Annotated in this window: 10 protein-coding genes; 4 read left to right on the plus strand and 6 right to left on the minus strand. The window is 69.6% G+C overall.

All coding sequences use genetic code 11. The features are described 5' to 3' along the window. Nucleotides 1–182: 182 nt before the first annotated feature. From dnaG to ACYVO7_RS05850, 4 genes are all read right to left on the minus strand, one after another. Nucleotides 183–2,141 carry a DNA primase gene (dnaG, locus tag ACYVO7_RS05835; protein ID WP_460448889.1) on the minus strand — a complete coding sequence of 653 codons (1,959 nt, stop codon included), beginning with the start codon at nt 2,139–2,141 and terminating at the stop codon, nt 183–185. A gap of 85 nt (nt 2,142–2,226) precedes the next feature. Then, nucleotides 2,227–3,048, minus strand: coding sequence for a nucleotidyltransferase domain-containing protein (locus ACYVO7_RS05840; protein ID WP_460448890.1), 822 nt, complete (start codon nt 3,046–3,048; stop codon nt 2,227–2,229). Nucleotides 3,049–3,051: 3 nt separating this feature from the next. Further along, nucleotides 3,052–3,669, minus strand: a complete 618-nt coding sequence (locus tag ACYVO7_RS05845; protein ID WP_460448891.1) for a Uma2 family endonuclease — start codon at nt 3,667–3,669, stop codon at nt 3,052–3,054. Between the two features lie 122 nt (nt 3,670–3,791). Continuing rightward, complete coding sequence (locus ACYVO7_RS05850; protein ID WP_460448892.1) at nt 3,792–4,244, minus strand: GatB/YqeY domain-containing protein; 453 nt, start codon at nt 4,242–4,244, stop codon at nt 3,792–3,794. Nucleotides 4,245–4,525: 281 nt separating this feature from the next. Here ACYVO7_RS05850 and carA point away from each other — a divergent pair, with 281 nt between their 5' ends. Next, a complete protein-coding gene (gene carA, locus ACYVO7_RS05855) occupies nt 4,526–5,734 on the plus strand; it encodes a glutamine-hydrolyzing carbamoyl-phosphate synthase small subunit (protein WP_460448893.1) in 1,209 nt (402 codons plus the stop codon). Nucleotides 5,735–5,802: 68 nt separating this feature from the next. Here carA and ACYVO7_RS05860 read toward each other — a convergent pair whose 3' ends face one another. After that, complete coding sequence (locus ACYVO7_RS05860) at nt 5,803–6,330, minus strand: hypothetical protein (protein ID WP_460448894.1); 528 nt, start codon at nt 6,328–6,330, stop codon at nt 5,803–5,805. Nucleotides 6,331–6,523: 193 nt separating this feature from the next. Between ACYVO7_RS05860 and ACYVO7_RS05865 the strand changes: the two genes are divergently transcribed. Then, nucleotides 6,524–6,904 (plus strand): c-type cytochrome, encoded by a 381-nt coding sequence (locus ACYVO7_RS05865; RefSeq protein ID WP_460448895.1) that lies wholly within the window; start codon nt 6,524–6,526, stop codon nt 6,902–6,904. Nucleotides 6,905–6,986: 82 nt separating this feature from the next. Beyond that, entirely contained in the window at nt 6,987–7,700 is a 714-nt protein-coding gene (locus ACYVO7_RS05870; RefSeq protein WP_460448896.1) for a class I SAM-dependent methyltransferase, read from the plus strand. A gap of 12 nt (nt 7,701–7,712) precedes the next feature. On the opposite strand, the gene ACYVO7_RS05875 is transcribed toward ACYVO7_RS05870, so the two are convergent. Beyond that, a complete protein-coding gene (locus ACYVO7_RS05875) occupies nt 7,713–8,153 on the minus strand; it encodes a GtrA family protein (RefSeq protein WP_460448897.1) in 441 nt (146 codons plus the stop codon). Nucleotides 8,154–8,430: 277 nt separating this feature from the next. On the opposite strand from ACYVO7_RS05875, the gene carB reads away from it, so the two are divergent. Beyond that, nucleotides 8,431–11,763, plus strand: coding sequence for a carbamoyl-phosphate synthase large subunit (gene carB / locus ACYVO7_RS05880; RefSeq protein ID WP_460448898.1), 3,333 nt, complete (start codon nt 8,431–8,433; stop codon nt 11,761–11,763). Nucleotides 11,764–11,834: the final 71 nt, after the last annotated feature.

Below are 11,834 nucleotides of genomic sequence, written 5' to 3' on the forward strand. Positions count from 1 at the left end.
TCCATCCGCCCTTATCGTCTTGTCATCCGGATCAAAGTCGCGAATCGTTTAAGTCACCCTTAACCACGCGCGTCATTCCGGTCGTCACGCCGCCCCTGCGCATCGCCCGACGCAGGCCCGACCGCGGATGGGATCTTCGCCGGTCCTGGCCGCCGAGCGTCCCGAGAGAGGGCGCCGGAGGGTCATGGCCGGGAGGTCAGGTCGTCGTCCCGCCCGCCCCTCTCGATCTCCGCCTCCATCCCGTCGATGGCGGAAAGCTGCAACCGGAGGTCTCGGATCCAGGCGAGGCTGGCCTCGCTCTCGTCCTGGGCGAAGGCCATCTCGGCCATCCCGAGCTCTTTATGTAGCGTCCGCGCCTTGTGATGCAAGGTCGTGGCCTGACGAAGGCTTTCCCTCACTTCGACGGGATCGGCTCCGGAGTCAAGACACCACCGGTCGCCGGGGCGCACCGCCGCCTCCACCCGGGCGAGCAGCGGGCCGACCCCGCGCAGCTCCAGCGTCTCGCGCGAGACGTCCGCTCCGCCGGCCGCCCTGTCGGCGTCCAGGTCGACCAGCGCCTGGCGCAGGCGGTTGGTGTCGGGATGGGCGAGATCGAGCTCCAGCAAGGCCTCCGCCTGGCTGGCGAGCAGGTCCGGGTGAGCCACGAGCGCCGCCAGGATCAGCGCTTCCCGGGGCGAAATGGTGGGCGTCTTGGAGAAGAGCGCGCTGCGCGCCAGGCTTTCCGACGCCCGCACCGGCTCGCCCGAGAAGCCGCCCTGGCGCCGTGGGTCGCGCCCGCGCGCGCCGCCCCGGCCCGCGGCGAAGCCCTGACCGCGGCCGCCCTGCCCATAGCCGCCCTGCTGCGGGCCGGATTGCTGGCCATAGCCGCCGCCGCGGGGCGAGAGCTGGCGCAACCGCGCCTCCATCTCGGCCCGGTAATGCTTGCGCAGGTCCTCGTCGCGGATGCCGGCCAGCAGCGCCCGCAGGCGCTTCTCCAGCATGGCCTTGCGCTCCGGCGTGTCGAGCGGGCCGGCCTCGACCTCGCGCGTCCACAGGATCTCGACCATGGGGGACGCCCCGTCGAGCACCCGCGCGATCGCCTGGCCGCCGCCCGAGCGCGCGAGGTCGTCCGGATCCTGCCCTTCCGGCAGCAGCGCGAAGCGCACCGACTTGCCGGGCTCCAGCAGGGGCAGCGCGACGTCGATGGCCCGGAAGGCGGCGCGCCGTCCCGCCTTGTCGCCGTCGAAGCACAGGATCGGCTCGTCGGCCATGCGCCACAGCAAGGTCAGCTGCTCGGGCGTCAGCGCCGTGCCCAGCGGCGCGACCGCGTGGGGAAAGCCCGCCGTCGCCATGGCGATCACGTCGACATAGCCCTCCACGGCGATGACGGTCCCCTTGTCATGCGCGGGCTTGCGGGCGTTGTGGTGGTTGTAGAGCACCGCGCCCTTGTGGAAGAGCGTCGTCTCGGGGCTGTTCAGGTACTTGGCGGGAACGTCGGCCGCCAGCGCCCGGCCGCCGAAGGCGATCACGCGGCCGCGCACGTCGCAGATCGGGAACATCAGCCGGTCCCGGAACCGGTCGAACGGGACCGGCACGTCGTCGCCATGCACCAGCAGGCCCGTCTCGATCATGGCCTCGACCGGGACGCCCTTGCCGGCGAGGTGGTCGCGCAGCGCATGCTTGTCGGGGGCCGCGTAGCCGAGGCCGAACCGCTTGCGGATCTCGCCGCCAAGCCCGCGCCCCTCGCAATAGGCCCGCGCCTTCAGGCCGGCCTTGCTCTCCAGCTGGCTTTCGAAGAACGCCGCCGCCAGCGCCATCACCTCATGCAGGCTGCGGGCCTTGCGCTCCTGCTCCTCGGCCTCGCGGGAGGCCTTGGGCAGCGTCACGCCGGCGAGGCCGGCGAGCTTCTCCACCGCCTCCGGGAAGGCGACGCCCTCCGTCTCCATCACGAAGGCGAAGATGTCGCCATGCTTGCCGGAGGAGAAGTCGTGGAAGAAGCCCTTCTGGTCGTTGACGAAGAAGGACGGGGACCGCTCCGCGTTGAAGGGCGACAGCCCCTTCCATTCCCGTCCCGCCTTGGCCAGCCTCACCCGCTTGCCGACGACCTCCGACACCGGAAGCCGGGCGCGGATCTCGTCGAGAATGCCGGGCGGATAGCGCATGGATGCTGTGTAGCGGAAATCGCCACGAAGGGTCGAGCCTTCCCCGCTATTCACAGGCGCCGGGAGGCCGTGCGCGGCGGCGCGCTCAGCCCGGCCCGAAGCGGCTCAAGAGATCCCGGAACAGAACGTCCGCCGTCGCCCTGTGGTCCGCGGTGGAGAACTCGGCGCGCCACGGGGCGTCGGCGTGCTCCAGTTCGCCCCAGCCCAGCATCAACAGCGGCTGCGGAACGGGGCCCCGGCCGAGCTCGCGCGTTTCGCGCTTGAGCGCGACAAGCAGGTCGATCTCCCGCCGCGCGTCGGCCGGCAGGTCTGTTTCGTCGCACAACGCGGCGAACGCCATCGGGGCCACCGCCGCTCCGGGCCGCATCCGCAGCCAGCGCAGGGCCAGCGCCGGCCGCAGGAAGTAGAAGAGTTTCTTCAGGTTCACGTTCGACCAGTCGTCGCCGACCCGGCGGCGCATGCTCAGGCCGAGATAGTAATAGTGCCGTGACACCGCGGCCCGATCCAGGACCGAGGCCGCGAACGCCAGGAGGGCGTCCCGAAACGCGGCGTCGCCGCGGTACAGGAGCGGCGAGCCAAGCCACTCCACCGCGACAGCATTGCCTTTCAGCAGCAGCCTGAGCGTCTTTTGCAGGTCCCATCCGCCCACGTCGAGCACGGCGTCCTGCCGCAGCTCCAGCACGTCGCGCGGCGGATACAGGCTGAGGTAGCGCTCAGGCTGCCGGACATAGATGAAGCGGCAGTCATAGTCGCTGTCCGGGGACGGGAAGCCCCAGGCCCGGCTGCCGCTCTCGATCGCCCACGGGATCGAGATGTCCTCCTCCGCCATCGCGGCGGCCAGCACCGAACCGATGTCGGCCACGACGGCGGGATCCATGCCGGCCTCGGCGGGCGCCAGCGTGCGCAACCGCTACTCCGCCAGGTCCAGATCGGGAAGGTCCAGATCGGACAGCCGCAGCGTGAGCTCCGGCGCCGCCGCCGGGACCGCCGTCGCCGCGGCGTCGAGGACCGCGACCGAACCGTAGCCGTCCGGGCCAGGAGCGCGGTGGACGTGGATCACGAGCCGCCTGGCGTCGATGACCCAGAGCTCGCCGATCCCGTGCGCGGCGTAAAGGCTGGCCTTGCGGCCCAGGTCGAAGCGCAGGCTCGTTTCCGCAATTTCGACCGCGAGCAGCACAGTGTCGCCGCGCAGCTCGGAGAGCTTGGTGCGCGTGCGATAAACGATCAGGTCGGGCTCCACGAAGGTGTCGCCGGAGAGCCTGAAGGTCGTTTCAGGGATGAGTTGAAGATGGTCCGGACAGGCGCGGTACCAGGCCCTGAGCAGCGCGGCCTTCAGCGTCTCGCGCCGGATTCCCTTCGGCGACATGGGCACGAGTTCTCCGCCGATGAGTTCGACGCGCTCGTCCTCGGCCAGGAGGCCGATATCCACCATGCGCTCGACCTCCGCGACCGTGAACGCCCGGCGCGGCAGGCCTTCGGCGGCCTGCGTCGTGCGCACGGGGGCGGGGACGCGAATGTCCATCGGCATGAACCTATCATGCCAAGCTGGGGTCGTTTAGCGAGCGCAGATTGCAAAAGCATAGGGGCGAGTAGCGAATGGCGAATCGAGGTCGCCTCCCCCTTCGCCATTCGCCACTCCTCATTCGCCCCTCAGCCTTGCAGCTTCGCCTTGATCGCCGCGCTGGCCTTGCCGAAGTCCATCTGGCCGGCGTAGCGCTCCTTCAGGGCGGCCATCACCTTGCCCATGTCGCGCAGGCCCGCCGCGCCGGTCCCGGCGATGGCGTCGTCGATGGCGGCGGAGACCTCGGCCTCGTCCATCTGCTTGGGCAGAAAGCTGGAGATGATGGCGATCTCCTCGCTCTCCTGCTCGGCGAGCTCGGGACGGCCGTTGTCCTGGTAGATCTTCAGCGATTCCTGGCGCTGCTTGATCATCTTCTGCAGCAGCCCGAGGATCTCGTCGTCGGAGAGCGGGTCCTTGCCGGCGCCGCGCGCCTCGATGTCGCGGTCCTTCAGCGCGGCGGTGATCAGCCGGACGGTGGAGATGCGGCGCTTGTCGCCGGCCTTCATGGCCTCCTTCAGCGACGTGGTGAAGTCCTCGCGCATGGCGCTTGTCTTTCCTGGTTGAGGCGGCGCGCCGGCCTCCCGGGCTTCGGGGCGGCGATGCAGGCCTGGGCTTAAGTGGCTGAAACCTGTTGTGAATTCCAGAAGCAATTCGGGTTGACGGGCTCTGTTGCGCGTCCTAGTTTGCCGGCCCGGCGCTCGGGTCCTGCGGACTCGGGTCGATAGCGTGCGGCGCTGCGTGTTCCCGGCGTTGACTTCCCGGCGGTCGAGTGTCCTGAGCGCAGCGTCTTCGCCGCGCCCGGGCGGCAGGATTTAGGACGAAAATGGCGAAGCTTCAAGATCAGGCCCACGGGCAGGCTGACGATGGCGGCTGGGCGGAGCCCCGCGCGACGGCGCTTCTGGTTCTGGCGGACGGCACCGTGCTGGAGGGGACCGGCGTCGGCGCGGTCGGCGAGGCCCCCGGCGAGGTCTGCTTCAACACCGCCATGACGGGCTATCAGGAGATCCTGACCGACCCCTCCTATGCGGGCCAGATCGTCACCTTCACCTTCCCGCATATCGGCAATGTCGGGGTCAACGACGAGGACGTCGAGACCATCAACATGGCGGCGTCCTCGGGCGTGCGCGGCGTCATCCTGCACACCGCCGTCACCGATCCGTCCAACTACCGGTCGAGCCGCCATTTCGACCTGTGGCTGAAGGCCCGCGGGATCGTCGGACTGACCGGGATCGACACGCGCGCGCTCACCGCCCTGATCCGCCAGAAGGGCATGCCGAACGCCATCATCGCGCATGATCCGTCGGGGAGCTTCGACGTGGAGGCGCTGAAGCGGCAGGCCGCGGCGCTGCCCTCCATGGACGGGCTCGACCTCGTCCCGATGGTCACCACCGCCCAGCGCTTCGACTGGGACGAGACCAGCTGGGCCTGGAGCAAGGGCTTCGGCCGGCAGGAGGCCCCCAAGCGCCACGTGGTCGCCATCGACTACGGGGTGAAGCGCAACATCCTGCGTCTCCTCGCCGACCGGGAGTGCAAGGTCACGGTCGTGCCCGCCACCGCCACCGCCGAGGACATCATGGCCCTGCGGCCGGATGGCGTGTTCCTGTCCAACGGCCCGGGCGACCCCGCCGCGACCGGCGAATACTCCGTGCCGGTCATCCGCGCCCTGCTGGACGAGAAGATCCCCACCTTCGGGATCTGCCTCGGCCACCAGATGATGGCGCTCGCCGTCGGCGCGAAGACCGCCAAGATGCACCAGGGCCACCACGGGGCGAACCACCCGGTGAAGGACTTCACCACCGACAAGGTGGAGATCGTGTCCATGAACCACGGCTTCGCGGTGGATCGCGACAGCCTGCCGGCCAACGCCCGGGAGACGCATGTCTCCCTGTTCGACGGGTCCAATTGCGGCATCGCGCTGACGGACCGGCCGGCCTTCTCGGTGCAGCACCATCCGGAGGCCTCGCCCGGCCCGCAGGACAGCCACTATCTGTTCGACCGCTTCGTCCAGCTCATGGACGACAACAAGCGCTGAGCCTCGCTCCTCGCCGCGAGGGCGGCCCCGCGGGGCCGCCCTGTTGGTCATGCTGCGAGGCGAAGGCCTCAGCGGGCGCCCTGGAGCCCCTTGTCCATCAGCGTCCGCCCGGCGTTCGTGAGCGCCTCGCTGACGCCGGCGTCCCGCACCGCGTCGGCGGCCGCCAGCATGCGCGATCCGGCGAGGAAGAGCTCGCCCGAGGTGAGCTTCTCCTTCTCCTCCCACCACCACGGGGGCGGAGGCGGAGGCGGCCAATGGCCGATCGGCGGCCAGCCGATGGGCCATTTCGGCCAGCGCGGGCACAACTCATCGAAGTCGGCCACCTTCGACAAAGCGAGCCGCACCAGATTCTTGCCCGTCTCTCCGCCGACGCCCTCGGCCGTGCGGGTGAGGGCGATGATCTCGGCCAGATGCGCGTCCGCCGCCGCGATCACGGCGACCTCGCGGGTGGGCTGCGGCTGCGACCCGTGCTCGCGCCGCTCCACGGCGGCGCCCAGCGCGCCGATCGGCCCATGCGGGAACACCGCGTCGGCCGCCTCGGGCCGGATGCGGACGATGAGTTGGGCGAGGAATTTGTACGCTGTCTTGTCGACCATGATGCGCCTCCTGGTTTCGGCCGTGAAAGCGGCTCTGGGAGGAGAACCGCTCTCCAGACGAAGCCTAGGCCTGGCTGTTCCGGGCGAGTGTGAGGCGCATTACACGCCGTGCGAGCGGACCCCGCCGGCTTGCCAGCGCCGGGATGGCGGCCCACGATGCGGCCTCCCCCATCCGCGACACCAAGAGGCACCCATGACCATCGCGGCGCGGCTCGGCGGAGCAGCCCTCGTCCTCGCGATCCTGCTGGCCGGCGCGGGGACGGCCGGCGCGGCCTCCCTCAAGGAGGGCCGCGCGCTGGCGCAGAAGAATTGCGGCCCCTGCCACGCCGTGGGGGCCAAGGGCGCGAGCCCCAACCCGAAATCGCCGCCCTTCCGCACGCTGAGCCAGCGCTATCCCATCGAGTCGCTGCAGGAGGCGCTGGCGGAAGGCATCACGGTCGGCCATGAGGGCCTCGACATGCCGGAATTCCGGTTCGCGCCGGCGCAGATCGACTCGCTCGTGGGCTACATCAAGAGCCTCGCGCCCGAAAAGCCGGCCTCGCCCTCCCGGCCGAAGGGGCCGCCGAAGCCCTGATCCGAGGTCCCGGTCCCGCTTCCCGCGCAATCGCGCTACAACCCTGTTCGGGCCGCGTCGGCCCGGGAGTGCGCGGTTCATCATGGCCAGCTCGTGGCGCGATTTCTTCGACGGCGAACATTCCATCTATGTGAATGCGCGGCACAAGGCGCTGCACGACCGCATGGTCGCGCGCGACGTCGCCGCCATCGTGGCCTCGCTGGCCCCGCCGGGCCGCCCGCTGGCCGTGCTGGACTTCGGCTGCGGCGAAGCCACGGAGGCCCAGGAGGTGGCGCGGGTCTCCTCCAGCCTCATCCTGTCGGACGCCGCGCCCGCCGTGCTGGCGCGCGTGCGCGAGCGATATCGCGGCGATCCGCGCATCCGCGTCCTGGACCCCGGCGAGGTCGAGGCGCTGGCGCCCGGGAGCCTGGACGTCGTGGCGGTCAACTCGCTGCTGCAATATCTGCCGCGGGCGGAGCTCCAGCGGCTGCTGGAGGTCTGGCGCGAGCTTCTGGCGCCCGGGGGCCATCTCGTCGTCGGCGACGTCGTCCCGCCCGACGTCAGCCCGCTGACCGACGCGGCCGCGCTGCTGCGCTTCGGCTGGCAGGGCGGCTTCCTGGCGGCGGCCGGCGCCGGGCTCGTCCGCACCGCGCTGTCCGACTACCGCAAGCTCCGGGCCGAGCTCGGGCTGTCCACCTATGACGAGAACGCCATGCTGTCGCTGCTCGAGAACGCCGGCTTCGAGGCGCGCCGCCGCCGCCCCAATATCGGCCACAACCAGGCCCGCATGACCTTCGTGGCGACCCGGCCGGACTGACGCGCTCAGGCGTCACGGAGGAGCGGGCGGAACCTCGGATCGTCCGCGGAAGGTCCACCAGCGGTTGGCCGCGAAGCTCCACACCATCACGAGCCCGGTGGTGGCGAGCTGCGCCAAAAGGTAAGGCGCGCCCGCTCGCCCGTGCAGCAGCGCCATGGAAAGCCCGGTCAGGCCGAAGCCGACCCCCGCCACCAGGGCGAAGCGCCATGTCGCCTCGCCATGCGGCCGGTCGCTGCGGAAGGCGTAGCGGCGGTTGAGCCCATAGGAGACGACGCCCCCCGCCACATAGCCGGCCAGCGTCGCCCAGACCGCATGGACGCCCAGGAGCTCCACCAGCCCGACGAGCAGCCCGTAATGGACGACCGCCGCCGCCACCCCCACCCCCGCGAAGGCGGAGAACTGGCGCGACAGGGCTGCGGCGGCGGTGCGGGACGTCGGTCGGAATTCGGACACGGGGCGCTTTTGGGCCGTGTCGCCGCCCCGGTCAATGCCGGGGCAGCCGAGTCCACAGGCTGCGCGGCCTTGGCCCTTCCCACGGCTCCGATTCTCGTTTAAGGACACGCGACTTTCGGCGGGAAGTCTCGATGACCGGCGTCCCCGCCCGAAACCTGATCCAGGTTCCCGCGAGGACGCGCTCCGGCCGCAGTTTTGGCCCATAGCGCGGCCTTTTTTTGTGCGCGCGTCCAGGCGGGACCACCCGCCTCGCGCCGAGCCATGATGACGAGGCGACATGCCGAAGCGGACAGACATCTCCACCATCCTGATCATCGGCGCGGGGCCCATCGTCATCGGCCAGGCGTGCGAGTTCGACTATTCGGGCACGCAGGCCGTCAAGGCCCTGAAGGAAGAGGGCTACCGCATCGTCCTGGTGAATTCGAACCCGGCGACGATCATGACCGACCCGGACATGGCGCACCGCACCTATGTGGAGCCCATCACCGCGGAGGTGGTGGAGAAGATCATCGCCAAGGAGCGCTACGCCGTTCCGGGCGGCTTCGCGCTGCTGCCCACCATGGGCGGCCAGACCGCGCTCAACTGCGCGCTGTCGCTGAAGAAGATGGGTGCGCTGGAGAAATACGACGTCGAGATGATCGGCGCCACGGCCGAAGCCATCGACAAGGCCGAGGACCGCGAGCTCTTTCGCGACGCCATGACCAAGATCGGGCTCGACACCCCCCGCTCGCACCAGATCAAGACGCTGGCCGGCGCGCTCGACGCCCTGGCCGACATCGGCCTGCCGGCCATCATCCGCCCCTCCTTCACGATGGGCGGCACCGGCGGCGGCATCGCCTACAACAAGGCCGAGTTCATCGAGATCATCGAGCGCGGCATCGACGCCTCGCCCACCAACGAGGTGCTGGTCGAGGAAAGCGTGCTCGGCTGGAAGGAATACGAGATGGAGGTGGTCCGCGACCGCGCGGACAACTGCATCATCATCTGCTCCATCGAGAACATCGACCCGATGGGCGTCCATACGGGCGACTCGATCACCATCGCGCCCGCCCTGACGCTGACCGACAAGGAATACCAGCGCATGCGCGACGCCTCGCTGGCGGTGCTGCGCGAGATCGGCGTGGAGACCGGCGGCTCCAACGTGCAGTTCGCCATCGACCCGGAAACGGGCCGCATGATCGTCATCGAGATGAACCCGCGCGTGTCGCGCTCCTCGGCGCTGGCCTCCAAGGCCACCGGCTTCCCGATCGCCAAGGTCGCGGCGAAGCTGGCCGTCGGCTACACGCTGGACGAAATCGCCAACGACATCACGGGCGGGGCCACGCCGGCCTCGTTCGAGCCGACCATCGACTACGTGGTCACCAAGATCCCGCGCTTCGCCTTCGAGAAGTTCCCGGGCGCCGAGAAGACGCTGACCACCTCGATGAAGTCGGTCGGCGAGGCCATGGCGATCGGCCGGACCTTCCAGGAATCGCTGCAGAAGGCCCTGCGCTCGCTGGAGACGGGCCTCACCGGCCTCGACGAGATCGAGATCGAGGGGCTCGGCCTCGGCGACGACAAGAACGCCATCCGGGCCGCGCTCGGCACGCCGACGCCGGACCGGCTGCTCCAGGTCGTGCAGGCCATGCGCTACGGCTTCGACGTCGAGCAGATCTACCAGGCCTGCAAGATCGACCGCTGGTTCCTCCAGCAGCTCTGGTCGCTGGTCGAGACCGAGAACAAGATCAAGGCGCTCGGCCTGCCGACCACCCCCGGCGCCTTTCGGCAGTTGAAGTCCATGGGCTTCTCGGACGCCCGCCTCGCCGTGCTGGCGAAGCTCCCCGAGGCGGAGGTCTCGAAGCGCCGCCGCGCGCTGGAGGTGCGCCCGGTCTACAAGCGCATCGACACCTGCGCGGCCGAGTTCGCCTCGCCCACCGCCTACATGTACTCGACCTATGCGCCGCCCTTCGCGGGCGCAGTCGCGGACGAGGCGCAGCCCTCCGACCGCCGCAAGGTCGTGATCCTGGGCGGCGGGCCCAACCGCATCGGCCAGGGCATCGAGTTCGACTATTGCTGCTGCCACGCCTGCTTCGCGCTGAGCGACGCCGGGTTCGAGACCATCATGGTCAACTGCAACCCGGAGACGGTCTCGACCGACTACGACACCTCCGACCGGCTCTATTTCGAGCCGCTCACGGCCGAGGACGTCACCGAGATCCTGCTGAAGGAGAAGGAGAACGGCACGCTGGTGGGCGTCATCGTGCAGTTCGGCGGCCAGACGCCGCTGAAGCTCGCCAAGGCGCTGGAGCAGGCGGGCGTCCCGATCCTCGGCACCTCGCCGGACGCCATCGACCTCGCCGAGGACCGCGACCGCTTCAAGCGCCTGCTCGACAAGCTCGGCCTCAAGCAGCCGCAGAACGGCATCGCCTATTCGGTGGAGCAGAGCCGCCTGATCATGCAGGACCTCGGCCTGCCGCTGGTGGTGCGCCCCTCCTACGTGCTCGGCGGCCGCGCCATGGAGATCATCCATGACGAGGCGATGTTCGATAAATACCTGCTAGGCACCCTGCCAGAGCTGGTGCCCAACGACATCAAGGCCCGCTATCCGAACGACAAGACCGGCCAGATCAACACGGTGCTGGGCAAGAACCCGCTGCTGTTCGACCGCTACCTGACCGACGCCATCGAGGTCGACGTCGACGCGCTTTGCGACGGCAAGGACGTCTATATCGCCGGCATCATGGAGCACATCGAGGAGGCGGGCATCCATTCGGGCGACAGCGCCTGCGCGCTGCCGCCGCACTCGCTGCCGCCCGAGACCATCGCCGAGCTGGAGCGCCAGACCCGCGAGCTGGCGCTGGCGCTCGACGTCGGCGGCCTCATGAACGTGCAATACGCGCTGAAGGACGGCGACATCTACGTGCTGGAGGTCAACCCGCGCGCGTCCCGCACGGTGCCCTTCGTCGCCAAGGTGATCGGCGAGCCCATCGCCAAGATCGCGTCGCGCATCATGGCGGGCGAGAGCCTGGCGAGCTTCGGCCTCCGGCCGAAGACGCTCGACCATATCGGCGTGAAGGAGGCCGTGTTCCCCTTCGCGCGCTTCCCGGGCGTCGACGTGCTGCTCGGACCGGAGATGCGCTCCACCGGCGAGGTCATCGGCCTCGACAGCTCCTTCGGCATCGCCTTCGCCAAGAGCCAGCTCGGCGGCGGCGCCTCGGTGCCCAAGTCCGGCACGGTGTTCGTCTCGGTACGCGAGGACCACAAGCCCCGCATCCTGGACACGATGCGCACGCTGGCGGACCTGGGCTTCAGGATCGTGGCCACGTCGGGCACGCAGCGCTATCTGGAGGATCGCGGCGTCCACGCCGCCAAGATCAACAAGGTGCTGGAGGGCCGGCCGCACGTGGTCGACGCCATCAAGAACGGCGAGATCCAGCTCGTCTTCAACACCACCGAGGGCAAGCAGGCGCTTCAGGACTCCCGGTCGCTGCGCCGGGCGGCCCTCTTGCATAAGGTGCCATATTACACCACGCTAGCAGGAGCCGTGGCTGCGGCGCAGGGGATCAAGGCCTATGCGGGCGGCGATCTCCAGGTTCGCGCGTTGCAGGACTACTTCACGGCCCGTGACTGAAACTCGCCGGACGGCGGGATTCACTGTCCGAACGCGGTCCGCATGAGTCCGAGCCCCTGAAAGGGGGGCCC

The sequence above is a fragment of the Alsobacter sp. SYSU BS001988 genome (genome assembly GCF_054796215.1).